27 protein-coding genes and 1 tRNA gene are annotated in these 23800 nt (G+C 61.0%); 12 read left to right on the top strand and 16 right to left on the bottom strand.

What is annotated here, in order from left to right:
- Positions 1-27: 27 nt before the first annotated feature.
- Complete coding sequence (locus ACD590_RS09265; RefSeq protein ID WP_439002464.1) at positions 28-1524, top strand: FAD-dependent oxidoreductase; 1497 nt, start codon at positions 28-30, stop codon at positions 1522-1524.
- Positions 1525-1810: 286 nt separating this feature from the next.
- On the opposite strand, the gene ACD590_RS09260 is transcribed toward ACD590_RS09265, so the two are convergent.
- The 3 genes from ACD590_RS09260 to ACD590_RS09250 form a co-directional block, all read right to left on the bottom strand.
- Entirely contained in the window at positions 1811-2077 is a 267-nt protein-coding gene (locus ACD590_RS09260; RefSeq protein WP_018445427.1) for a hypothetical protein, read from the bottom strand.
- Entirely contained in the window at positions 2077-2247 is a 171-nt protein-coding gene (locus ACD590_RS09255) for a hypothetical protein (protein WP_162039352.1), read from the bottom strand. The genes ACD590_RS09260 and ACD590_RS09255 overlap by 1 nt, the downstream gene beginning before the upstream one ends.
- Positions 2248-2372: 125 nt before the next feature.
- Positions 2373-2630, bottom strand: a complete 258-nt coding sequence (locus ACD590_RS09250; protein WP_011651896.1) for a DUF982 domain-containing protein — start codon at positions 2628-2630, stop codon at positions 2373-2375.
- Positions 2631-3068: 438 nt separating this feature from the next.
- Between ACD590_RS09250 and ACD590_RS09245 the strand changes: the two genes are divergently transcribed.
- Complete coding sequence (locus ACD590_RS09245) at positions 3069-3896, top strand: nickel-binding protein (RefSeq protein ID WP_439002463.1); 828 nt, start codon at positions 3069-3071, stop codon at positions 3894-3896.
- Between the two features lie 302 nt (positions 3897-4198).
- On the top strand, positions 4199-4861 hold the full coding sequence (locus tag ACD590_RS09240; protein WP_047621762.1) for a glutathione S-transferase family protein: 663 nt from the start codon (positions 4199-4201) through the stop codon (positions 4859-4861).
- A gap of 289 nt (positions 4862-5150) precedes the next feature.
- Here the strand turns inward: ACD590_RS09240 and ACD590_RS09235 are convergent, their stop codons facing one another.
- Positions 5151-5441 (bottom strand): DUF982 domain-containing protein, encoded by a 291-nt coding sequence (locus tag ACD590_RS09235; RefSeq protein ID WP_439002462.1) that lies wholly within the window; start codon positions 5439-5441, stop codon positions 5151-5153.
- A 595-nt stretch (positions 5442-6036) separates the two neighbouring features.
- Positions 6037-6186, bottom strand: a complete 150-nt coding sequence (locus ACD590_RS09230; RefSeq protein WP_439002461.1) for a hypothetical protein — start codon at positions 6184-6186, stop codon at positions 6037-6039.
- Between the two features lie 325 nt (positions 6187-6511).
- Here ACD590_RS09230 and ACD590_RS09225 point away from each other — a divergent pair, with 325 nt between their 5' ends.
- Positions 6512-7249, top strand: a complete 738-nt coding sequence (locus ACD590_RS09225; protein ID WP_439002460.1) for a hypothetical protein — start codon at positions 6512-6514, stop codon at positions 7247-7249.
- A gap of 18 nt (positions 7250-7267) precedes the next feature.
- On the opposite strand, the gene ACD590_RS09220 is transcribed toward ACD590_RS09225, so the two are convergent.
- The gene (locus ACD590_RS09220) at positions 7268-8761 is read right to left on the bottom strand and encodes an FAD-dependent monooxygenase (RefSeq protein WP_439002459.1); all 1494 of its coding nucleotides are present in this window, start codon (positions 8759-8761) and stop codon (positions 7268-7270) included.
- Positions 8762-9412: 651 nt separating this feature from the next.
- Here ACD590_RS09220 and ACD590_RS09215 point away from each other — a divergent pair.
- Entirely contained in the window at positions 9413-9640 is a 228-nt protein-coding gene (locus ACD590_RS09215) for a hypothetical protein (RefSeq protein ID WP_439002458.1), read from the top strand.
- A gap of 71 nt (positions 9641-9711) precedes the next feature.
- Here ACD590_RS09215 and ACD590_RS09210 read toward each other — a convergent pair whose 3' ends face one another.
- Positions 9712-9915: a CsbD family protein gene (locus tag ACD590_RS09210; RefSeq protein ID WP_018241935.1), complete on the bottom strand. Its 204-nt coding sequence runs from the start codon at positions 9913-9915 to the stop codon at positions 9712-9714.
- Positions 9916-10170: 255 nt separating this feature from the next.
- Here ACD590_RS09210 and ACD590_RS09205 point away from each other — a divergent pair, with 255 nt between their 5' ends.
- On the top strand, positions 10171-10365 hold the full coding sequence (locus ACD590_RS09205; protein WP_047621758.1) for a hypothetical protein: 195 nt from the start codon (positions 10171-10173) through the stop codon (positions 10363-10365).
- Positions 10366-10490: 125 nt separating this feature from the next.
- A complete protein-coding gene (locus ACD590_RS09200) occupies positions 10491-10691 on the top strand; it encodes a hypothetical protein (protein ID WP_018241933.1) in 201 nt (66 codons plus the stop codon).
- Positions 10692-10721: 30 nt separating this feature from the next.
- Here ACD590_RS09200 and ACD590_RS09195 read toward each other — a convergent pair.
- A tRNA-Lys gene (locus ACD590_RS09195) sits at positions 10722-10797 on the bottom strand.
- A gap of 254 nt (positions 10798-11051) precedes the next feature.
- Here ACD590_RS09195 and ACD590_RS09190 point away from each other — a divergent pair.
- The 3 genes from ACD590_RS09190 (at position 11052) to ACD590_RS09180 (ending at position 14104) form a co-directional block, all read left to right on the top strand.
- The gene (locus ACD590_RS09190; RefSeq protein WP_018241932.1) at positions 11052-11801 is read left to right on the top strand and encodes a cytochrome c biogenesis CcdA family protein; all 750 of its coding nucleotides are present in this window, start codon (positions 11052-11054) and stop codon (positions 11799-11801) included.
- Between the two features lie 246 nt (positions 11802-12047).
- Entirely contained in the window at positions 12048-12983 is a 936-nt protein-coding gene (locus ACD590_RS09185) for an MBL fold metallo-hydrolase (RefSeq protein ID WP_439002457.1), read from the top strand.
- A 158-nt stretch (positions 12984-13141) separates the two neighbouring features.
- The gene (locus ACD590_RS09180; RefSeq protein WP_439002456.1) at positions 13142-14104 is read left to right on the top strand and encodes an AEC family transporter; all 963 of its coding nucleotides are present in this window, start codon (positions 13142-13144) and stop codon (positions 14102-14104) included.
- Here the strand turns inward: ACD590_RS09180 and ACD590_RS09175 are convergent.
- From ACD590_RS09175 to cysG, 5 genes are all read right to left on the bottom strand, one after another.
- Positions 14072-15283, bottom strand: coding sequence for a UbiH/UbiF family hydroxylase (locus ACD590_RS09175; RefSeq protein WP_439002455.1), 1212 nt, complete (start codon positions 15281-15283; stop codon positions 14072-14074). The genes ACD590_RS09180 and ACD590_RS09175 overlap by 33 nt on opposite strands.
- 89 nt (positions 15284-15372) lie before the next feature.
- Positions 15373-15885, bottom strand: a complete 513-nt coding sequence (locus ACD590_RS09170; protein WP_028731978.1) for a DUF934 domain-containing protein — start codon at positions 15883-15885, stop codon at positions 15373-15375.
- 10 nt (positions 15886-15895) lie between these two features.
- On the bottom strand, positions 15896-17566 hold the full coding sequence (locus tag ACD590_RS09165; protein ID WP_439002454.1) for a nitrite/sulfite reductase: 1671 nt from the start codon (positions 17564-17566) through the stop codon (positions 15896-15898).
- An 8-nt stretch (positions 17567-17574) separates the two neighbouring features.
- Positions 17575-17889 (bottom strand): DUF2849 domain-containing protein, encoded by a 315-nt coding sequence (locus ACD590_RS09160; RefSeq protein ID WP_439002453.1) that lies wholly within the window; start codon positions 17887-17889, stop codon positions 17575-17577.
- A 2-nt stretch (positions 17890-17891) separates the two neighbouring features.
- The gene (gene cysG, locus ACD590_RS09155) at positions 17892-19328 is read right to left on the bottom strand and encodes a siroheme synthase CysG (RefSeq protein WP_439003521.1); all 1437 of its coding nucleotides are present in this window, start codon (positions 19326-19328) and stop codon (positions 17892-17894) included.
- Positions 19329-19596: 268 nt separating this feature from the next.
- Here cysG and ACD590_RS09150 point away from each other — a divergent pair, with 268 nt between their 5' ends.
- Positions 19597-20184 (top strand): deaminase, encoded by a 588-nt coding sequence (locus ACD590_RS09150; protein WP_183620188.1) that lies wholly within the window; start codon positions 19597-19599, stop codon positions 20182-20184.
- Positions 20185-20235: 51 nt separating this feature from the next.
- Positions 20236-21081, top strand: a complete 846-nt coding sequence (gene mazG, locus ACD590_RS09145; RefSeq protein WP_439002452.1) for a nucleoside triphosphate pyrophosphohydrolase — start codon at positions 20236-20238, stop codon at positions 21079-21081.
- A gap of 31 nt (positions 21082-21112) precedes the next feature.
- On the opposite strand, the gene hflX is transcribed toward mazG, so the two are convergent.
- The 3 genes from hflX to ACD590_RS09130 all read right to left on the bottom strand — a co-directional run bounded on the left by hflX (position 21113) and on the right by ACD590_RS09130 (position 23734).
- Complete coding sequence (gene hflX, locus ACD590_RS09140; RefSeq protein WP_018241923.1) at positions 21113-22438, bottom strand: GTPase HflX; 1326 nt, start codon at positions 22436-22438, stop codon at positions 21113-21115.
- Positions 22439-22515: 77 nt separating this feature from the next.
- Positions 22516-22758, bottom strand: a complete 243-nt coding sequence (gene hfq, locus ACD590_RS09135; RefSeq protein ID WP_003539403.1) for an RNA chaperone Hfq — start codon at positions 22756-22758, stop codon at positions 22516-22518.
- A 112-nt stretch (positions 22759-22870) separates the two neighbouring features.
- Positions 22871-23734: a D-amino-acid transaminase gene (locus ACD590_RS09130; protein WP_183620192.1), complete on the bottom strand. Its 864-nt coding sequence runs from the start codon at positions 23732-23734 to the stop codon at positions 22871-22873.
- Positions 23735-23800: the final 66 nt, after the last annotated feature.

Genomic DNA, 23800 nt, shown 5'->3' with positions numbered 1-23800 from the left:
GTGCATAATACACATATGGAGAAACCAATGACAGAAAATTCCACAGTCGACGTGCTGATATCAGGCGCCGGTGCGGCCGGCCTGACGCTGGCGATCGAGCTGGCGCGGCGCGGCGGATCCTTCCGCCTGATTGAAAAATTGAACGACCCATTCCGCGGCTCCCGCGGCAAGGGTATTCAGCCGCGAAGCCAGGAGGTGTTCGAAGATCTCGGCTTTCTCGACCGGATCGTCGCCCGAGGCGGCATCTATCCCCGGCAGCGGGAATATCGCGACGACGGCAGCTTCAGCGAATCCGACGCCGTGGTGGGTGGGGAGCCGACACCGGCCGAGCCCTATCATCTTCCCCTGATGGTGCCGCAGTTCCTGACCGAAGGGGTGATGCGCGAGCGCCTGCTCGAGCTAGGGCACCGGCCCGAATTCGCCAGTGAACTCATCGGCTTCGAACAGGACGAGACGGGCGTGACTGCGCAGCTTAAGGGCATATCCGGCGAAGAGACCATCCGCGCGCGCTGGCTCGTCGGCGCCGATGGCGGCCGCAGCTTCGTGCGCCATGCGCTGGATATCGGCTTTCCCGGCAAGACGCTCGGCGTGCGCGCCATCGTCGCCGATGTCATTCTGACGGGATTGGATCGCGACGCTTGGCATCGCTTCGGCGATGGCGACATGCAGCGACAGATCGCGATTTGCCCGCTGGCGGGGACGGATCTGTTCCAGATCCAGGGACCCATCCCGCTCGAAGGCGAGGTCGATCTCTCCGCGGCGGGCTTGACCGCCCTGGTCAAGGAGCGCACCGGCCGCGACGACATCGAGGTCCACTCGGTCTCCTGGGCGTCGGCCTTCCACATGAACGCCCGGCTTGCCGATCGCTACCGGCTCGGCCGCGTGTTCCTGGTCGGCGATGCCGCCCATACGCATCCGCCGACCGGCGGACAGGGTCTGAATACCAGCGTTCAGGACGCCTATAATCTCGGATGGAAACTGGCGGCGGCTGCGGCAGGCGCCCCAGACGCGCTGCTCGACAGCTATGAGGAGGAGCGCCGCCCGGTCGCCGCCGCCATGCTTGGTCTGGCGACCAATCTTCTCGACGCCCTGAAGCGAGGCGAGATGCGGCGCGGCCGCGAGGTCCATCAACTCGATATCGGCTATCCCTCCTCCTCCCTCACGCTGGAAATGCCGGAACGACGCGCCGGCCTGCTTGCCGGCGACCGAGCGCCCGATGCACCGCTCAGAGGTGTCGGCGGCCAGCCGACGCGGCTGTTCGAACTGTTCAAGGGCGCGCACTGGACGCTGCTGGGCTATGAGGTCGAGCAAGCCGCCATGCCGCCGCGCCCAGGCCTGCACATCCACAGGATCGGCCGGCGCGGAGACGTCATCGACGAAGGCGGGCATTTCCATGATGCCTACGGTCTGGCATCGGGCGACTGGGTGCTCGTGCGTCCGGATGGCTATGTCGGCGCCATCATTGCCTCCGCTCACGCCGGGGCGCTGGAAGCCTATCTCGCAAATGTCGGCCTTGCTGCATAAGCGGCAACTCAAAACGCCACGGCGCTGTTGGCGCGTCTGAAAGACGGGCGCCGTAGCCAACCGCCACCACGAGTAGCGCGCTTTCGTTATTCGCCGCCGCACAAGGCCCAAGAGAGCAGGCCAAAAGCCGGAGCCTCGAAGGACGAGGCGGGTGTTCGGCACCAGATGTGAGGTGGCAGGAAGCAGCGCTGCGGCAGATCCTTCGAGGCTCCGCCCGATGGGCTACGCACCTCGCGATGAGGAGCATCGGAGGATGCCGCACCATAGACCAGGCGGCATCAATCTTTCAGAGGGCGTCCCGCTCGTATCGCGGCGCCCAGCCGCGGGCCATCCCGCGGCTCATCACGCTTTCCGCCAGCGCCAATTGCTGGCGGAGATGTTTGCAGTCATCGAGCAGCGAGCGTATCGCCGCCTTGGCATTGTCGTCATGCCAGGCAAGCACCGCTTCGACTTCCCAGGCCTGATCGGGCCAGGTTTGATCGGGCCAGGCTTGATCGGCCCCAGCTTGTTCTGGGCGTGCCTGACCGGGTTCCAAGATCCTTGCCGGCCGCATCAGTTCAGCGCCAACGGCAATTGAACCGGACGCGGCAAGGGCGGCAGCGGCCGGCTGAGTTCGACCTTTCTCTGCCAAGCGGCACGTCGCTGTTGATCTCGCTCGCGGGCTGCGCGGGACGCCTCGACAAGCGCAAGGGCGTTGGCGATCACCTGTTCCGTATGCGTCATGATCATCTCCAATGTTCCTGTTTTGTTCTAAGTTAGAACTTTGGCAGGAAAAGTCAAGCGCCGGAACGATCTGGCTAAGGATAGGTGTTGCAAAGCCGGCACTGGCGTCGAAGCGCGGCCGATAGTCAGTCCGCTGCTTCTATGACGGCGATGCCGGCCTCCTGCGCAGCCCTGATGAAGGCCGCCCGCACATGTTCCGGTGGGAGATCGCCGATAATCGCATCCAGGCACGACTTGACGGCCTCGAAATACTCTTCGCCGTCATCTACCGGCCAGTCGCGCAAGAGCGTGCGCGCGGCGTCCCACACAGAGTTAATAACGGCATAATGGCCGAGCCCCATTGAGGCCAAGCCAACCGGTCGAAAATGTGCCGTCTGTCTCACTTTGCTACAGCTTTTCCCAATTTCGGTGGCGCTCATGGGTACGATGCAATTTGCGTGCCGTCGGCGGGCCGCGTCACCAGCCGAAGCACGGCCCTACGAGACTTGATTTTCGGCGAGGCTCGCAGTGTAGACGTACCTCTTCGTCGCCTCCAGATCCCCTGCAGCCGGTGCTTTCGAGAACATGGAGCTTGAAGTGGAGTCCTGCGATCAGTCATTAAGCGACTGATTATGGTAAATATCGGGCTTCCCATCCCACGCCTGCTGATTAAAACTCAGTCTTTCCTTTTATACTCTATAAGGATTACAGCAACTCATATGCATTGCTGGACGCAATAACTTTCATAATCATTCATGGATTGTGCCAGAGGTGGACGGAGTTTCATCCGGATCGTACAATGCGATCTATCCTGCACGCGGCGGATCTCGGAGGAGCACGCGATGCCTATCTTCATGGACCGGCACTTTCTTGAAGGAACGTCAGCGGCTGACGTTGCTCAGGCACATCGCATGGATCTCGACATTCAGGACAAGTACGGCGTCAAGTTCCTGACCTATTGGTTCGATCAGCGGCGCGGGACCGTCTTCTGCCTCGTGGATGCGCCGGATGCGGAAACTGCGCAATGTGTGCATCGTGAAGCACACGGCTTCGTCGCCGGCGAGATCGTCGAGGTCGCCCTGTCAGCAGTCGAGGCTTTTCTAGGCCGAATCCATGACCCTGAGTCGGCGCCCGGCCAATCCTCCGCCCAGGTGGATCCCGGCCACCGGGCAATCCTCTTTACCGATATCGTCGGATCGACAGCGATGACATCGCGCCTCGGCGACCGGATTGCGACCGAAATGGTCCGCGCCCATGACTCTATCGTGCGCCGATGCCTCAGCCAGAATTCAGGCCGGGAGGTGAAACACACCGGCGACGGCATCATGGCGGCCTTCGCCGCGACAACGGCAGCCGTCGAATGCGCCATGGCGATCCAGCGGGAATTCGAGCGTTACAACGGCGGAAACACCGAGCCGATCCATATCCGCATCGGACTGGACTGCGGCGAGCCGGTCGAGGACAGCAACGACCTCTTCGGCACGACCGTACAACTTGCCGCACGTCTCTGTGCGGCAGCCTCCAGCGACCAGATCCTCGTCTCGGAGAATATTTTTCGGGAATACGGCGCCGCCGATCTCTTCGCTCACGCAACGCGCCGACGGTTCAAGGGGTTTTCGAAGCCCATGCTGGTGTTCCGATGCGAGTGGGCGAATGCCGGCGTAAATTAAGATCGGCTGAGATCCGACACCCGCATGGCGAGTTGGCTCCAGGCAGGGCTTGCTGCGGCGTTTTTGTGGCCAAGAAATAGGCGATCATCAAAGCATGGCGCGCAAACTGTGCCGCGGTTTTGCGACAACGACCTGCGGCCTTGCGGAATTGGCCACCGCGCTCACGACCTTTGATCGGAAGCGGCATTGGCGATTTGCACCCGGCAATCAAAATAGTTCAAGACCGATGTCGGCTTCCAGCAGGCTCATGCGTCGTCACGATAGGAAGCCAAAGAAATTCGCCCAAGCAAGGAAACGATGCGATGACAATCACGATCACAGCATTTGAACGATCGCCCGATGGCGGCAAGGGACTGGCGCGCGATACGCGCGTTCGCTGGGCGCTCGAAGAAGTGGGGCAGCCTTATGAGGTTCGCCTTCTTTCCTTCGCGGAGATGAAGACGCCTGACCATCTGGCCATCCATCCCTTCGGCCAGATCCCCACCTATGAGGAAGGTTCTCTCTCGCTGTTCGAGACCGGCTCGATCGTCTTTCATCTTGCTGAGCAGCATGCGGGCCTGCTGCCCAGGGATCGCGATGCCCGAGCGCGCGCGATCACCTGGATGTTTGCCGCACTTAACACCGTCGAGCCGCCGATCCTCGAATTGACGACGGCAAGAATATTCGAAGCAGACAAGCCTTGGAGCGAGGAGCGCTTGCCGTTGGTCAAGGACCGTGTCCGCGCTCGGCTGGACAGGCTCTCGGCTTACTTAGGCGTCGCCGACTGGCTCGATGATGCGTTCAGCGCGGGCGATCTGTTGATGGTTTCAGTACTGCTGCGACTAAGAATGTCAGGCATTTTGGACGAATATCAAAATCTGGCTGCCTATGTCGCGCGCGGGGAATCTCGGCCCGCTTATGCCAGGGCTTTCGCCGCGCAATTTGCGATCAACGCCCCATCGTCCAGCTCAATCATGAACTCATAAAGCCGAGCCGAAAGCGGGTTCAAAAACAGGATGCCGCCGAGCAGTTGACCAATGCTCGGCGGCATCCCGCTCACCCCCGCTTTGGGCGTCAACTTCGCCGTGATCAAACGGCCGCGAGGCCACCCCCACGCAATGCTCCAACTCACCTCAATCCGGCTATGGCTGCGCGCTTATGCGTCGACGACCTAAAGCACGTCGCGATCTTTCAGATTCGCTCCTCGCGCTTTAGCTCTTTGTTTTTACGCATGTCGTTATCGCAAAACCGCTGCACACTCTTGCGCGACATGCTCTAAGCATTGCCCATATCTTCGTTCATCAGCCGCTCGAATTTGGGGCCGCCCTCGACCTTCGCCAACACGCCCGACATTTTCAGGAAACGCCGGAAATTCTCGCGTGCAGCGCTCAGCGGGAAACGCCCGTTGGCCGTATCTCTGCACGCCTTCAACAGCGTATCATATGCCAAACCCCGTTTGTCCTCCGGCCACCCGTCCAGAACATCGAAGATTTCATCGAGGCACGTGACCTCATCGATGAAATGTTGGCGATGAAGCAGAATCGGATCAAACCGAGTTGACGACATAGTATCCTCCCATTTATATTACTTTTTTATGCTGTAATTTTACTGAAAAACCGTGACTTATTCAAGTCAAAATCGTGTCAATTTGGCTATTAACGCCGTGCAACTACTTCCATAACGACAGAATAACCCTATCAGATTAGACTTAAGCGTATTTGATCATCGGCCGAGGGTCGACGCATCACGAATATAGATTGATTGATCAATCGCGCGAATGTTGCGGGTCAAGCGAGCGTGATCAAATGCACCGGAAGTTTCGTATAGTCTCGTGTTGGCATGGTATATTGCGACCATGACAACCTTGCGAGGAGACGTTCAGATGAACCGATTTTTTACATTGGTAGCGGGCGTGCTGATCGGTGTGTCCGCGATCACGTCTTCCTGCACATCGCCGGCAAGGCAGGATCACCAGGATTTTCAATATCAGCGGGATAGCTCAACAAACCCGGCATGCGCGGATGGGTTCAGACCCAGCAATGCCCGCTCGTGCAGTTATTGAAGGCATAGAGCCGGAATTGGTTTTGCGCCGGAGGTGGCACGCGACAGCAATGGGGCCGGTCGGGAACTCCTAACCCTGCTTCACCGTTATGTGATCGGGTCACAGTTGGCCCGATGCTAAACAGGAGAACGGTTCCCCATGAACAATTTGATCTGGCTTGTCGGCGCTGTCGTTATCGTGCTCGCGATCTTGAGTTTCTTCGGCTTCCGCTGATTGCAGACGCATGCTGATGGAAATGTCGTGGTCCAACCACGTCTTCCCTTTCCGGCGATCGGATGGACGATGAATCCTCCGCGCCGGTGGATCTATAAGGATTAAGAGCGCCTTGTCCTTCTTGGCCGCTTAGCCGGGCTGCGGCCGATATCTGCACGTCGAGCGACGTCCCGCCGAGTGTAGCTGTATTGTCTTTAGCCTACTTCCTGAAAGCGTCAGGGGTCTAATCGAGACTACCGCCGTTTCTTCGAAAATCCGCCGATTGACGTGTGACCAGCGCGAAAAGTGGATGATCACCCCCTCGGTCTTCCTTTACAATCAGTCGTTTCGGCCTCTCAAGGCAGATCGTAAGGGAAGATCGATGGCTTGCCTTGTTGGCGCAGATGAAGCGACGCAATCGGAGAAGCCGGCTGTAAAAGCGGATCGGCCGGATGGCCTGGCGCGGGATGTTACGGCCATCAAGGTCGGCGACTGTCTGCTGGGTTACAAGGCCGTCCAGCGCCGTATGCGGGCCAGCCGTTGGAACCATTTCCGCGGCCGGATGCGCGAGATCGAGAAATTGATCCGGCATCGTCATGGAGACGTCGTGCCCGAAGCCGACGACGCATTGATCTATGTCGAGGTGATCGCCAGCCTCGCCGTTGTCGAATTCAAGGAAGAGTTCGTCGATGTGGTTCTCGGCTGGGCGACGCGATGGCTGCCATGGGCTGGGAAAGCCGACATAGAGGAAGTCATCTACGAGCGAACAAAGCTGCGCTTTTCTCCCTTGTCCGCCGATGCGCTCGGCCACGCTCTGCACTTAAGCTACGCGGAACGGAGCACCCTCAATATCCGCACCATCGGTGCCTTCGACGTGCCGAAGCGGAAAAGAGCAAAACTTCAAAAGGAAAAGCGGCGCCAGCGCGACCGAAGCCGAAAGGAGGAGCAACGCCGTGCCGCCGGCGCGCTTTCCAGAGCCGACTATCTCGCCAATTCTTTCAGCCAAGCGCGCCCCTGGGAGGCTTTCGGCATCAGCCGCCGGACCTGGGAACGCCGCGGCAAACCGATGCCGGATCCGGAGATGATATCGGACCGCGGTTCGATCTCGCTCGCCGCTTAGGTCAGAACTTTTCGGCTTTTAGCCGGATGGTCCGAACCAGCTATTCACAGCCTCCTGTAGACCATCCTGCGTCCCGTCGCCCACCCAGGCCACATATCCATCGGGCCGGATCAACAATGCGGCTGGCGCGGAGACCGCACCCAGCGCAGGCAGCTCCCATGCACCGTCATATCCGGCGTCGACCAACCTCATGCGGTCCGACCACCGCGGGAGGCCGATGCTGCCGGGCGCGCCGAGGTTCAAGAACACCGGTCGCGCATCTTGCAGCAACGTAAAGACACGCACGGGACTATCTGATGTGACCAGGTCGAGGTCAGGTATGCGGCGGCCGAGCAGCGGATGCCCGTCGCCGAGATCGTAATGGATACCAAGTCCGGACATCTCGGCCGCGATGCGTTTGCGCGGCTCCTCCATGCCAAGCAGCTCCGTTACGATGTCACGCAAGGCTTCGTTGCGATCGTCGGTGCGCTGCAATGCGACCTGCGCCATCGTCGTGCGCAATACGCGCGCCGCAACCGGATGCCGCTCGGCGTGATAGGTGTCGAGCAAGGCTTCAGGCGACGTCCCTTTTACCACCTGGGCCAATTTCCAACCGAGATTGACGGCATCCTGCACGCCCGTGTTGAGGCCCTGCCCGCCCACCGGTGAATGCACATGGGCGGCATCGCCAGCGAGGAGTACCCGGCCCTTGCGGTAGGCCGTTGCCTGCCTGGACATGTCGGTGAACCTGGAAATCCAGTTGACGCGATGGAGTCCGTAATCGGTTCCGAATGCGGCGATGAGCGCTTCTTTGAGATCGCCGAGCGTCGGCTCGGTTGTCGCGCCGGCATTCTTCTCCGGCACCATCACGCCGATCGGCCCCTCTTTGGCGAAGACGATCTTGCCGTCGTGGATTTCGTATTCCTCCCTGCCGAAGGCATAGATGCCAAGGGCGGTGCGATGGATGCCCAATGGCGGCTCCTCTTCCATCTCCACCTCGGCGAGAACGTTGCTGGTCGTCGGATCCCATCCTTCAAACGCAATGCCGGCAGCCTTGCGAACCAGACTGCGGCCTCCATCGCAACCGACGAGATAGCCTGCCCTGAGCGACGCCCCATCGGAGTTTTCAATGGTGACGCCGGTATCGTCCTGCGCGAAACCCGTTACCTCAAGGCCGCGATAGATCGGCACCGCCAGCTCGCCGACCCAGCCGGCCAGAATGCGCTCGATATGCTTCTGCCGCAGCGCCAGCCCGTAATTGTGCCGGGTCGGAAAATCGCTGATATCCAGACGCGTGACCGCGAAACCCGTGACCTGGGCTATCTGCCCTTCCGCGAGGAACCGGTCGACGATGCCCCGCTGATCGAGAACCTCGAGCGTGCGTGCGCTCAGACCGCCGGCACGCGTACCGGCAAGCTCCTGGTTGGGTCGCCGTTCGACAATGGCGACGTCGACGCCTGCCAGGGCCAGCTCGCCTGCCAGCATCAGTCCCGTCGGCCCTGCCCCGGCAACCACGACTGCATGTTCCCTCATCCGCAAACTCCCTTGTTCCGGCTGTTGCAATGCGATCTCTCGGGTTCCAGACAGACCTGGCCCGTTTGCATTTCTCCGATCTAACCAGTCCTGCCCAGGTGCCGATTTTCTCTGTCGCAGGTTGTTCTCCCTATAAATATAAGCTCCATACTGGTTGGAAGGACTTGCGACAGGATTTCAGGCTTGCTCTCCAAAGCCCTGTTCGCTGCCACTTGCGGATTTCTTGCTGTGGAGCCCAGGCTTTTCAATACGACCTGACCGGGCGGGCGCGGGATGTGGCAGGCGCCGTCCGGGGCCGATCCTCTCGAAGGGATCAATCAATTGCTTGGCGACCTATCTCACTGCGGAGCTGGAGCTTTTTGCGGAATTGTCTCAGTCGCTGGTCGCTCTGACGGATCGGCGGGATGGCCATAGATTGTGTACACGGCCCCCGCCAGCACCCCCAAGACGAGAAGAGCGAGGACGTACAGCATCATTCCGCGGATAGCCGTTTTCGGTGTCTCGTCCATCGGGACCTCCAAGATGCTCAGCGGTCAATTCAATCCGGGCGCTTTTGGTTCCGACGCGGGGGTTGTTCAAGTGCGTAGCATTCACGGAACGATCCGGTCCGGATCTGGTTAACCCCAGATCGTGGTTGCTATGGAGGTCACTATGTGGGCCATCCTGACCGGAGCCGCTCTCATCATCGGCGGACTTCTTTTTCTCTTTACCTCGGCGCTTGGTCGAAGACCGAGTGATCCGCATCAAATGCCGCAAGGCGGCACCACGCTGGAGCCACGGCGCCAAGGCCTCAGGTTCCTCGGGGTAACTAAAAACTGGCCGGCGCTGGCCCTTATCGCGATCGGCGCACTTCTATTGGCTTTTGGTGGATATTCATGACATCCGACAGGTCTTGGGCACCTTAGCTCCTTCAGCAAAAACCCGGCTTTCACCGGGTTTTTGTTCAGGCACTACCAAGTCTGGCGACCGGTCCAGTCATCGATGTCGCGTCTGATACGGTCCTTTTCGATGCCATAACGCTCCTGGATCTTGCCTTCCAGCTGGTCGCGCTTGCCAGCGATCTGGTCAAGATCATCGTCGGTGAGTTTGCCCCACTGCTCCTTGATCTTGCCCTTCGCCTGCTTCCAGTTTCCTTCGATCCGATTCCAATCCATGGTCGATTTCTCCTCTTTGTTGATGAGAAGAAAACGGACCGCAGTGGAAGTTGGTTCCTGTGTCTCAGCGGATTTCTGCGAAGCTCAATTCCTACGGCAAAGACGCGAAGCGCTGCCGATATCAAATATCCACACCCGAATGAAGAAAAGCATAAATAATTCGTGAAGAACGAATAGATGTATAAAATATTTATTTATGTATGAAGCAAATATTCCCCTGTTCTTGTGTTATACTGTTCCACGGGGAGAAGAACAATGGCACTCGATGTATTCGTGAACCTCTACAATTTAGGTGGCCTGGACGCACTTAACGTTTCTCTGCGAAGCCTGTCAGATAACGAAAGGCTTGGCACTTTACTCTCGCTTGAAAAGATAGGGTACGAAGTGATCTGGAATGCCCAGAGAAAGCCGGCTTCTGCCTATGTGTGGAGCGGGCCGAACGAGAATTAGCTGCCAGATGGGACAAAGACCTATCCCGACCATGGGGGTGAGACCTCACGACCTTGTGTCTCCCTTCATGCGCTTAAAAAGCAGATGTTCCATCCTCCTATCGATCCGAGGAAGCGAGGGCGATCATGATCCGATCCCAGATAGCCGACGCACAAACCGTATTGGGGGACGAAGAAGTCGCCCTCTGCCAGAGAGTATTTGACCACGTCATCTCGGTGCGACAAATCACAACAGACACCGAGCGCGAAGATCTAGCTCAGCGGGTTATCCATTCGTACCAGCATGGAGTGAAGGACGAGGGCGCGTTACTGCGACTGCTGATCTAAGATCGCGGCAGGTGTCTTGAAGACTAGAAATGGTGAGAGCGTCGGGGTTCGAACCCGAGACCTACTGATTAAAAGTCAGTTGCTCTACCGGCTGAGCTACGCTCTCCCTCTCCGCGGGTGTGACCACCCCGGCTGGAAGTGGGCGGAACATAGGCAGGCGACCCATTGCGGTCAACCGAAAAATTTGTCTTTTTCCGGCGGTCGGCACATTTCTTGCGGGCAAAGGCATCTTGCCTTGCGGGCGCAAAGACAAATGTCTTGCGTGCAAAGGCATCTTGTCTTGCGCGCGCAAAAAGGTGATTGGCAATCCCTGGCCTGCAAAGCTAGGAACATCACGCAGATTGCAGCCGGAGAGAATGCGTGTCGATTGCCGATATTTCCCTGTGGAGCGCGTTGATTGCCGGGGCGCTTTCCTTTCTGTCGCCCTGCGTGCTTCCCCTCGTCCCGCCTTATCTCTGCTATATGGCCGGCATTTCAGTCGAGCAGTTCCGCGGCGGCGGTGCGGTTGTGGTCGCGCCCGACGTCAGACGCGGCGTGTTCTTCTCGGCACTCTTCTTCACGCTCGGCTTTGCCACCGTCTTCGTGGCGCTCGGTGCCGGCGCCTCCAGCATCGGCATGGCGCTTCGCCAGCATCTCGACCTGTTGTCGAAGATCGGCGGGCTGATCATCATCGTCATGGGGCTGAACTTTCTCGGCCTCTTTCGAATCGGGGTGCTTGCCCGCGAGGCGCGCTTCCAGGGCAGCGGCAAGCCGGCGACGCTGACGGGCGCCTATATCATGGGCCTTGCCTTCGCCTTCGGCTGGACGCCCTGCATCGGCCCGGTGCTTGGCGCCATTCTCGGCGTTGCCGCCTCGCGCGAGACGGTCGGCTCCGGCGCCGGGCTGCTCGCCATCTATTCGCTCGGCCTTGCCATCCCGTTCTGGATCGCCGCCGGCTTTTCCGGCGCCTTCATGCGCTTCCTCTCGCGCTTCCGCCGCCATCTCGGCACGGTGGAAAAGGTGATGGGTCTCTTCCTCGTCCTCACCGGCCTCGCCTTCCTGTTCGGTTGGGTCAGCAATGTAGCGATCTGGTTCCAGCAGACCTTTCCGATCCTGATGCAGATCGGCTAGGCCACGGGTTGCGGATTTTCCAGGCTATGCAGCAGGCAGGCTTGACGCGTTCGCCGATCTGATCGACTCCGCGCTCTTCAGCACGCCGCCGGCAGTAAAAAGCCACGCCTGCACCTATGCCCTGGTATGGCTTGCCCTGTCCCTCGGCCCCACCCGCCCTTATCCCTCGACCCAATCGATCGCAAATACGCCTCGATGTAGCGTCGTCGATGCCGTGTTTAAGGCGGCGGTCAGAAGGAGACGAACATGAACCTTGAGACAAAGACGAGCCGGGAAAACACCGCACACACCGGCAGACCTCGGCTCGACGAACTGGTTCCGTCGCGCTACGCGGTGCGGGTCGGCGAGATTGAGGTGCTGGTGGTCAGCGATGGAGTGCTACCGCTCCCTACCGCGATGCTGGGCCACAACATCGATGCGTCCGTCCGAGCGACCTGGCTGAAAGACATGTTCCTGCCAGCGGAAGCTTTCGACTGGGCGCTGAACGTGGTCGTGGTGCGCAGCGGCGACCAGACCATACTCCTCGATGCCGGGCTGGGGATCGACCCGGACTTACACCTGCCGCGGGCCGGGCAGCTAATCAAGCGATTGGAAGCCGCCGGCATCGATCTTGCGTCGGTGACCGACGTGGTGCTGACCCACATGCACATGGACCATATTGGCGGGCTGCTGGTCGACGGGGTGAAGGACCAGCTGCGTCCGGACCTGCGGATCCACGTGGCCGCCGCCGAGGTCAAGTTCTGGGAGGCGCCCGATTTCTCCCGGGTCTCCATGCCGCCGGGGTTCCCGGACGCGCTTCGGGCCACCGCCAAGCGGTTCGCGAAGGAGTATCGCAGCTATTTCCGGCTGTTCGATGACGAGTACGAGGTGGCGCCGGGCGTGGTCGTCCATCGCACCGGCGGCCACACCCCCGGGCACAGCGTGATCCGCGTCGCGTCCGGCGGCGACAGGCTGATGTTTGCCGGCGACGCCGTGTTCGCGGTCGGGTTCGAACACCCCGACTGGTACAACGGCTTCGAACACGACCCCGAGGAGGCGGCGCGCGTTCGGGTCCGTCTTCTGCGGGAACTGGCGGAGACCGGCGAGCAGCTGGTGGCCACTCACCTGCCGTTCCCCTCCGTCGGCCGGGTGGCGGTCGACGGCGACGCCTTTCGCTGGGTAGCGGCCTTCTGGGATTACTGATCGCGTGTTCGGTTGGCGGTAGAGCGTGTACTCAATGAGTCCACGCTCTATCGATTTGTTTTTACGCAATTCCGGACGCAAGACCGCTACACAGTTTCGCTGGAATTGCTTAAGTCAGATCCTGACCCGCCGACCATCCCCGCGCACTGGAAGACCTCTTGGCCGATATCGTCAGCCTGCTTTTGCCGTTCTTCGGCCTGATCCTGATCGGTTACATCGCCGCCAAGGCGACCAAGCAGCCGGCCGAAGCGCTCGGCTGGCTGAACACCTTCATCATCTATGCCGCCCTGCCCGCTCTGTTCTTCAAGCTCGTCTCGCGCACACCGATCGAAGAGCTGACGCGCGTCGATTTCATTGTCACCGATATCGCGGCGACCTATGCCGTCTTCATCCTGCTTTTCGTCATCGGCCGTCTCGTGCGCGGCAATTCGCTTGCCGATTGCACCATCCAGTCCTTTGCCGGCGCCTATGGCAATATCGGCTATATGGGGCCGGGCCTGGCGCTGCTAGCGCTCGGCGAAGGCGCAGCCGTGCCGGTGGCGCTGATCATCTGCTTCGAGAACGCACTGCATTTCATCGTCGCGCCGGCGCTGATGGCGGCAGCCGGCGACGACAAGCGTTCAACAGGTCAGCTTGTCGCTGATATCGTCCGGAAGGTCGCGCTGCATCCCTTCATTTTGTCGACGGCGGCAGGCTTTGTGGTGGCCGCTTTGCACATCGACCAGCCGCCGGCGTTTCAGCGCTTGGTCGATTATCTCGCCCAGGCGGCGGCGCCCTGCGCGCTCTTTGCCATGGGCGTGACGCTGGCGCTCCGGCCGCTGAAACGAATCCCGGCCGAGATCTCCTATATCGTGCCGGCGAAGCTGATCCTGCATCCGATCGCGGTTTTCGTTGCGCTCACGGCGGTTGGCGGTTTCGAGCCGGTCTGGATCCAGGCCGCCGTACTGCTCGCCTGCCTGCCGACGGCGACCAACGTCTTCGTCATCGGCCAGCAATATGGCGTCTGGCAGGAGCGCGCCTCGGCGACGATCCTGATCACGACGGTGCTATCGGTGGTGACTGTTTCGCTCTGGCTGATCGTGATCCGATCAGGACTTCTTCCGCTTCAGCTTTTCCCGTAGCGCCTCCGGAATATCGCGGAAGCCGCGGCCTGGCTCGATGCCCTCACGCATGACGATGTTGCGCAGCGGCGGTATGGCCGAGAGGATATGCAGGCCGGCGGCGCGGAGCATCTGGACGGGCAGGAAATCCGAAAGCAGCGAGCGGTTGAGAAGATCGACGCTTGCCGTGCGCGTCATGATGTCGGCGCGGCGCCTGCGGTCGAAGCTTTCACCGGCATCGGCCGGCACCGGCAATTCCGCCCGGTCGCAGAGGATCTCGGCAAGCGCCATGATATCGCGCAGGCTGAGGTTCAGCCCCTGTGCCCCGATCGGCGGGAAGACATGGGCGGCCTCGCCAATCAGCGCGATGCGTCCCTTGCCGAAACGATGCGCCATCATGCCGGAGAGCGGCCAGACCTGGACGCCCTCCTCGACATCAACCTTGCCGAGCATGGACTGCATGCGCGCCTCGACGAGCGCGCCGAGTTCGGCAAGCGGCAATTCCATGCGGCTCGCGGCTTCCGCGGGATCCTGCACCCAGACGAGGCTGGAGCGGCTTCCCGGCAGCGGCACCTGGGTGAAGGGGCCGTGTTTGGTGTGGAATTCGGTCGAGATATTCTGGTGCGGCAGCGAATGGGCGAAATTCAGCACCATGGCAGATTGCGGATAGGACCAGTTGCGCACGGTAATGCCGGATGTCTCGCGCAGCTTCGAGCTGCGGCCATCGGCGCCGACGGCAAAATCGGCCGACAGCGTCTCGCCGCCGGTCAGCGTGATCGAGACTGAAACGGCTGATATTTCGATCGATTCGGCCATATCGGTGAAACGGGTGATATTGCCCTCGCCGGCCGCAGCTTCTTCCAAAATGCCGGTCAGCGCCTTGTTCGGGAAATTGTAGCCGAAGGCATCGAGACCGACCTCGGCCGCGCGGAAGGTGGTCGTCGGCGCGCGCAGCAGCCGATCGGTACCGTCGACGATGCGCATGCTGGTGAGAGGAGCGGCTGCGGGGCGGAGCTTTTCCCAGAGCGCCAGGCGATCGAGGAAACGGATCGACTGATCCATCAGCGCCGTGGTGCGCCGGTCCTCTTTCGGGGCAACGGGTGCCACCAGCGCCACGCTGCGACCGCCGCGCGCCAGCGCGATTGCGGCGATCATGCCGGCGAGACCGCCACCGATCACCGCCACTTCGAATGTCTTCATGCTATCATTCCGCCATTCTAAAGCATGTCGTTATCGCAAAACCGCTGCACACTTTTGCGCGACATGCACTGCAACGGCGGACCGGTCGCTTATGCGGCCGGCTTCGCCTGACGGCGCCAACTATAGCCCTTGCCGGCTTCGGCGTCACGCACCGCCGGCTGATAATGATGGGGAATGGCGGGAAGACGGTTTTCGCCCAGCCGCTTCAGCGCCGTGGCGTTGGTGACGGAAAAGCTGTCGATGCCGACGCGCAGCATCAGCGGCACCTGATCGATCAGCACGTCGCCGACGGCGCGTAGCTCATTGGTGTAGCCGAGGCGCTGGCGCAGCAGCGAGGCATGGCTGAAGGCGCGGCCGTCGTTGAACGCCGGAAAGGCGACGGCAACGATTTCGAGGCGATCGAGATAGGGCTCCAGCCGGCGCACATCGTCGGCCGGCTTGATCAGCACGCCGAGGCCGACATCGTTGCTTTCATCGGCCTTGGCGATCAGTTCGTCGAGACCGAGCAGCGGCTTCTGCTCCTCGGTCGCCTTCACCTCGTCGGTCTCGATCACCCAGGGATCGTTTTCGACAAAACCGGTTTCTCTCCAGATCTTCGTCATCATCCCCTCCTTATGCCGCTTCGGCGGCCGAGCCGTAGAGCGCAGTCTTGAACGGCTTCGGTCCGACACGGCGATAGGCGGCGAGGAAGTTCTCGGACTGATCGAGGCGCAGGCCGAGATAGGTATCGACGATCGTCTCGATCGCGTCGGTCACCCGGTCCGGCTCGAAGCCGCGGCCGATGATCTCGCCGATCGAGGTATGTTCGTCGCCGGAGCCGCCGAGGGTGATCTGGTAGAGTTCGGCGCCCTTCTTCTCTACACCGAGCAGGCCGATATGGCCGACATGGTGATGGCCGCAGGCATTGATGCAGCCGGAGATCTTGATCTTCAGCTCACCGATCTCGGCCTGGCGTTCGGCATCGCCGAAGCGGCGAGAGATTTCCTGCGCCAGCGGGATGGAGCGCGCATTGGCAAGCGCGCAGTAGTCGAGCCCCGGACAGGCAATGATATCGGTAATCAGGCCGGCATTGGCTTCCGCCAGATTGATGGCGACGAGGCCGCGATAGACGGCTTCGAGATCGGCAAGCGCCACATGCGGCAGGATCAGGTTCTGCTCATGGCTGACGCGGATTTCGTCGAAGGCATATTCCTCGGCCAGATCGGCGATCGCATCCATCTGCGCGTCGGAGGCATCGCCCGGAATGCCGCCGATCGGCTTCAGCGAGATCGTCACCATGCCGTAATCGGGGTTCTTGTGCGGCTGCACGTTCTGCTGGACCCAGCGGGAGAAACCGGAATCAGCCTTCTTCCAGCGAGCAAGGTTTTCCCAGCCTTCGGCGCGCTCGGGCAGATCAGGTGGCGCGAAATAGGCTGATATCGACTGGACGTCCTTTTCCGGCAGCTTGAGCTCCGTATCCTTCAGCGCGGCGAATTCGGCTTCCACCTGGCGCGTCAGCTCCTCGGTGCCGGTTTCGTGCACGAGAATCTTGATGCGGGCCTTGTATTTGTTGTCGCGGCGGCCGTGCAGATTGTACACACGCACGATTGCCGTGGTGTAGGAGAGCAGGTCTTCCTCGGGCAGGAAGTCGCGGATCAGCTTGGCGATCATCGGCGTACGGCCCTGGCCGCCGCCGACATAGACGGCAAAGCCGATCTCGCCCTTGTCGTTCTTCTTCACGTGCAGGCCGATATCATGGACCTGGATTGCGGCGCGGTCACGCTCGGCGCCGGTGACGGCGATCTTGAACTTGCGCGGCAGGAAGGAGAATTCCGGGTGGACCGACGACCACTGGCGCAGGATTTCGGCGTAAGGACGCGGATCGGCGATCTCATCGGCGGCGGCACCGGCGAAGTGATCGGCGGTGACGTTTCTGATGCAGTTGCCCGAGGTCTGCAGAGCATGCATCTCGACGCTGGCAAGGTCGGCGAGCGCATCGGGAATATCGGACAGCTTCGGCCAGTTGAACTGCAGGTTCTGGCGCGTGGTGAAGTGGCCGTAGCCGCGGTCATAGGTGCGGGCGATATGGGCGAGCATGCGCAGCTGGCGAGAACTCAGCGTGCCATAGGGAATGGCGATGCGCAGCATGTAGGCGTGGAGCTGCAGGTAGACGCCGTTCATCAGGCGCAGCGGCTTGAACGCGTCCTCGGCGAGCTCGCCGGAAAGGCGGCGCTGGACCTGATCGCGAAACTGCTCGACGCGCTCGGTAACAAAGGCATGGTCAAATTCGTCGTAACGGTACATCGTCTTCCTCAGACTGCAATGAATTCGGGATCGGCAGGAGCGTAGCCCGGGGCATATTCCATGGTCGGGCCTTGTGCGCGGATGCGTTCGCGCAAGCGAAGCGGCCAGAGAATGCCGTTGGTTTCCTGAACGTCGACGACGGCGACGTCAACGACCTCGTTGTCGGCATAGGATTTTTTGCCGATCGCCTCCAGCGCGGCAACGGCCTCGGCACGACGGGCAACGAGCGCCTCCTGCAGCGAGGTGGACCACTTGCCGTTCGCATCCAGCCAGACGGCAATGCCGTCCGTCAGCCGGTTGGCGGTCAGAACCTTGTCACCCATATTCAGCTCCTTGCAAGTTCCTCGAGCCGGGCGTTTGCGCGCACCAGGGGCTCGGACAGTTCGAAATTGGCGCCGGCGACCGCATCGCCGATGATGACCATGACAGGCCCGGTCAATTCGTCGCGGTGCTGCAGATCGGGCAGATCGGCGAGCGTGCCATGCAGCAGGCGGCGATCGGCGCGGCTGGCATTTTCGATGACGGCAACGGTCGTTTCGGCGGGAATGCCCGCCTGCATCAGCCGCTCGGCGACGGAGGCAGCAACCGTGCGGCCCATATAGACGGCGATGGTCGCGCCGGAAACGGCAAGGCTTGCCCAATCGGGCAGCACGTCGCCGGTAAGATCATGGCCGGTGGTGAAGACCAGCGAGGAGGCAACGCCGCGTAGCGTCAGCGGCAGCTCGAAATCGGCAGCGGCGGCGAAAGCCGAGGTGATGCCAGGCACGACCTCATAGGTGATGCCGGCGGCGCGCAATGCGGCCATCTCTTCCCCTGCCCGGCCGTAGACCAGGGGATCGCCGGATTTCAGACGGACGACGCGCTTGCCCTGACGGCCGAGATCGACCAGCAGGTCGTTGATTTCTTCCTGGGACTTCGAGTGGCAGCCCTTGCGCTTGCCGACGGAAAGCCGCTCGGCATCACGGCGGCCCATATCGACGATCGCCTGCGGCACGAGGGCGTCATAGACGATGACGTCAGCTTCCATCATCACGCGCTGGGCGCGCAACGTCAGCAGATCCTCGGCACCCGGACCGGCGCCGACCAGCCAGACGTGGCCGGCGACCTTGTCCATCGCGTGCAGCAGCCGGTCGGCAGCATGGCGGGCCTGCAGCAGGTTGCCATTGGCGACCGCATCGGCGACGGCACCGGAGAAGAAACGGCGCCAGAAGACCCGGCGCGAGACGCCTCTCGGAATCAGCTGGTCGACGGCCTTGCGGTAGCTCGTTGCCAGCCCGGCAAGGCGGCCGAGCGAGGGCGAAAGAAGCTGGTCGATCTGCGCGCGGATCATCTGCGCCAGAACCGGCCCTGCCCCTTCGGTGCCGATCGCAACGGCGACGGGCGCACGGTTGACCAGCGCCGGCGTGAAGAAATCGCAGTAATCGGGCTGATCGACGGCATTGGCCGGAATTCTGGCGGCGCGCGCAGCGTCGACGATGCTGCGGTCGTCGGCTTCATTGCCAGTTGCGGCGAAGACGAGCGCCGAACCCTCGACCTGTTCGGCGGAGAAGGCAGCGCGCACGGTCTCGATGCGGTTGGCGATCAGGAACGCGTGGTAATCGGCTTCCGGCCGGTCGGCATAGGCGACAACCCGTGCCTTTGTGTTGAGCAGCAGCCGCACCTTGGCGAAAGCTTCATCGCCATTGCCGAAGACAGCCGTCTTCTGGCCTTCCACGCGAAAGAAGGCGGGAAATACCGAAAGCTGTTCAGTCTTGGGAGGCATCATCAATCCACTTCGAAGTTGCCGGAATATGCCCTTGATCGACAAGGGATTGAAGGAACAGAAATTCGAAAGCCCAAGCAAGCAGGTATTCTTTTGCTCGTCCCGTCCGTGATTTGAGAAAAGTCACCCGTGCTGCCAAAAAGCCGCATATTCCCAGCCCGCTTGCTGCAGTGCAGTATAAAGCCTGTGACAAAAAACGTCCACCGGTGCTTCACGCATTTCACTCGCGCCGCCAAGGCGATAGACTGAGGAAAACTGGAGGGCCCTCATGCCTGATAAGACCATTGCCTCCCGCCTGCTTTCGGTGATGGAAGACGATATCCTGCCGCTGACGGAGCGTGGCGTTTCGCTTGGCAATAAGGTGTTCGGTGCGGCGATCCTGCGGAAATCCGATCTTTCGCTTGTCGTCGCCGAGACCAATAACGAGCTGGAGAACCCGCTCTGGCACGGCGAGGTGCATACGCTGAAGCGTTTCTACGAGCTTGGCGACAAGCCACCGACCAAGGATCTGATCTTCCTGTCGACGCACGAACCCTGCACGATGTGCATGTCGGCGATCACCTGGGCCGGCTTCGACAATTTCTACTATTTTTTCAGCCATGAGGATTCGCGCGACGCCTTCGCCATTCCGCACGACCTGAAGATCCTCAAGGAGGTCTTCGGACTTGAACCCGGCGGCTATCGCAGGCAAAACGGCTTCTGGAACAGCTTTGCCGTCGCCGATCTCGTCGAGACCGAAGACGCGCTCCAGAAAAACGCGCTGAAGACACAGACCGCCCGCATCAAGGCGCGCTACGACGCGCTGTCGACCAGCTACCAGTCGTCGAAGAGCGCCAACGACATTCCTCTGAACTGAGGGCCACTGAACTGGGGCCCACCGAACTGAAGCCTGCTGAACCGAGGCAACATGCAACCTTCCAAAGACATTTCGCGGCTGATCGAGATCATGGCGGCGCTGCGCCATCCCGAAACCGGCTGCCCCTGGGACATCGTGCAGAGTTTCGAGACGATCAAGCCCTATACGATCGAGGAGGCCTATGAGGTCTCCGATGCGATCGAGCGTGGCGATATGGACGATCTCTGCGACGAACTGGGCGACTTGCTGCTGCAGGTGGTCTTTCACGCCCGCATGGCCGAGGAGGCCGGTGAATTTTCCTTCGGCGACGTGGTCAACGCCATCACCGCCAAGATGATCCGCCGCCATCCACACGTCTTTGCCCGCTCGGCGGCGGATACGCCGGACGCGGTGAAGATACAATGGGACGAGATCAAGCAGGCGGAGAAACGCGAGCGCGCCGAACGGCGCTCGCGGCGCGGCATCACCGAGGACATCAACAGCGGCTTCCTCGGCTCGGTGCAGCGCAGCTTCCCGGCCCTGACGGAAGCCCTGAAACTGCAGGAACGCGCCGCCAAGGTCGGCTTCGATTGGTCAGCACCGGAGCCGATCCTCGACAAGATCGAGGAGGAGATCGGCGAATTGCGGGCAGCCCTTCGCGAAGGCGATCAGGCAAAGGTCAGCGACGAGCTCGGCGACCTGATCTTCGCGGTCGTCAATATCGGCCGCCACGTCAAGGCCGATCCGGAACAGGCAGTGCGCGGAACGAATACGAAATTCCGACGTCGCTTCAGTCACATAGAACATGTTCTTGAAGCAGAAGGTGAGACGCTGGAAGAGGCGACGCTGGAGCGGATGGAGGAAATCTGGCAGGCAGCGAAGGCGATCGAGCGGGCTGTGACGTCGGGGGCGGAGTGAGCGGAACGTTGCCACATCCCCCTTGAACGCCTTACCGCTCCCAATCTTCCTTTGAAGACTTCGGTCCATTGCCGATGCGGCGCTCGAGTTCGGTCGCCTCGGTTTCGGACAGGCGCAGATCGAGGGTGATCGTGCCGTCCTCATTATCCTCGCGGCCGTCGACGATCGCATGGTCGTAAAGCCATGGCAGCAGCGCCAGCTTGTCGACCGGAAGGCGGATCGTTGCAACGGTCATCACGCCTGACAGTCTGCGGCTGATCTCTTCCATCAGCGTGTCGACGCCCTCGCCGCTGACGGCTGAAACCGCCACCACGTTGCTGGCGCCGGCCGATTTCTGCACCATGGCATCGTGCACCTCGGGCTCCAGCCGGTCGATCTTGTTCCAGACCTCGATCAGGCGCTTTTCGGCTTCGGCCTCGTCAATGCCGAGGTCGTTCAGGATGCGCATCACGTCGGAGCTCTGCGCCTGGTTGTCGGCATCGGACATGTCACGGACATGCAGGATGAGATCGGCTTCCAGCACCTCTTCCAGCGTCGCCCGGAAGGCGGCGACCAGATGGGTCGGCAGGTCGGAGATGAAGCCGACGGTGTCGGACAGGATGACGGTGCGGCCGTGGGGCAGTTTCATGCGCCGAAGCGTCGGGTCGAGCGTGGCAAAGAGCATGTCTTCGGCCAGCACGCCGGCGCCGGTGATGCGGTTGAACAGCGTCGACTTGCCGGCATTGGTATAACCGACGAGCGCCACGATCGGGTGCGGCACCTTGCGGCGTTTGGCGCGGTGGAGCTGGCGGGTGCGCACGACCTGCTCCAGCTCGCGTTCGAGCTTGATGATGCGGTCCTGCAGCATCCGTCGGTCGGCTTCGATCTGGGTTTCGCCGGGGCCGCCCATGAAGCCGCCGCCGCCGCGCTGGCGTTCAAGGTGGGTCCAGCTTCGCACCAGACGGCCCTTCTGATAATTCAGATGGGCGAGATCGACCTGCAGCGTGCCTTCCTTGGTGGAGGCGCGGCGGCCGAAGATTTCGAGGATGAGGCCCGTCCGGTCGATGACCTTGGCGTTCCATTCCTTTTCCAGGTTGCGCTGCTGCACCGGCGTCAACGGATGATCGACGATGACGAGACCGGAATCGCGCTCGTCGAGCAGCGCCTTGATCTCCTCGATCTTGCCGGTGCCGAGCAATGTGGCCGGCCTTGGATCATTGACCGGGACGATCTGGCCATTGACGACATCGAGGTCGATCGCCTGGGCAAGGCCCGTCGCCTCTTCGAGCCGGCTTTCCGGCGTGCGGGTCGAGGCCGATTCGCTCTGGCCGCCGCGACTGCGCGATTTCAGAACCGGCACAACGACAGTCGCGCGCATATCGTCCCTGTGCTTGGCGGCCTCAGGGATGATCGAATCGTTCTTGGTATCGCGTGTCGAAATGACGGCTGATCCTGTTAGGACGCTGCTTCTTCGCTCTCGAACATCTGCATGGGCTGGCCCGGCATGATCGTAGAGATCGCATGCTTATACACGAGCTGCGAATGGCCGTCACGGCGAAGAAGAACACAGAAATTGTCAAAAGACGTAACAACGCCCGTGAGTTTCACGCCGTTGATCAGAAAGATTGTCAGGGAAATCTTTTGCTTGCGAACAGTATTGAGAAATAAGTCCTGAAGATTCTGAGAACGTTCCGCCATCGCGCCGCTTCTTTCTTTATTGCCGACCTGATCTGGCCGGTAGAATATCAATCAACCTCACCATGCGAAGACCGGTGGCATCCTCATTCCACCTGTCCAGCAAATCTTGGTATCAAATCGCAATCTTTTCCGCAACGTCGAAAAAGGCTTCGCGAACTTTCTGCGAAACGCTGCCCGGATGGCCGTTGGCAATGGTCTGGCCATCGACGGAAACGACTGGAAAACAAATGCTTGTGGCTGCAGTGAGGAAGACTTCGCGGGCTGCGAGCATCTCCGAAACGGAGAAGCTCCGCTCGGCGATCTGCAACCCCAACTTGGCTGCGACATCCATCAGAGTGGTGCGGGTAATGCCGCGCAGAATGCCGTGTTCGGCCGGGCGCGTCACCAGCGTTCCGTCCGGATCGACGATCCAGACATTGGTCGCCGCCCCTTCCTTCACCATGCCGTAGCCGTCGACATAGATCGCTTCCTGGGCGCCGGCCTCCTTGGCTTGCTGGCGGGCCATGGCATTCGGCAGCAAGCCGACGGACTTGATGTCGACGCGGTCCCAGCGATTGTCGACAAGGGTGATCGCCTTGATGCCGTTGGCGTTCTTGGCGGCGATGATCTTGGCATCGGTGCTTTTGGCGGTGATGACCAGCGAGGGCGGCGTTCCCTCGGCCGGGAAGACATGATCGCGGCGGGCGACGCCGCGCGTCACCTGCATGTAGAAAAGCCCGTTGCGGACATGGTTGCGGCGCAGCGTCTCGCGAATGACCTGCGTCAGCGCCGCCCGGCTCATCGGCCAGGCGATGCGCAATTCACCGAGCGAACGGTCGAGACGGTTCAGATGGCGCGTGAGATCGACGATATAGCCGTGGCGCACTTCGCAGACCTCGTAGACGCCATCGGCAAACTGGTAGCCGCGATCCTCGATATGCACGCTGGCATCGGAATGCTTGACGTAACGGCCATTCACATAGGCAATTCTCGGCATGGGAAACCTGGTCTTCCGGGAAGCAATATATAGGAGGCGGCGCGGCCTCGGCCGCGCCGGATACAA

This window comes from Rhizobium sp. 862_C5_N1_2, from assembly GCF_051811205.1.
GTDB lineage: Bacteria > Pseudomonadota > Alphaproteobacteria > Rhizobiales > Rhizobiaceae > Rhizobium > Rhizobium leguminosarum.
This window is presented reverse-complemented; position numbering and strand designations above follow the sequence as displayed.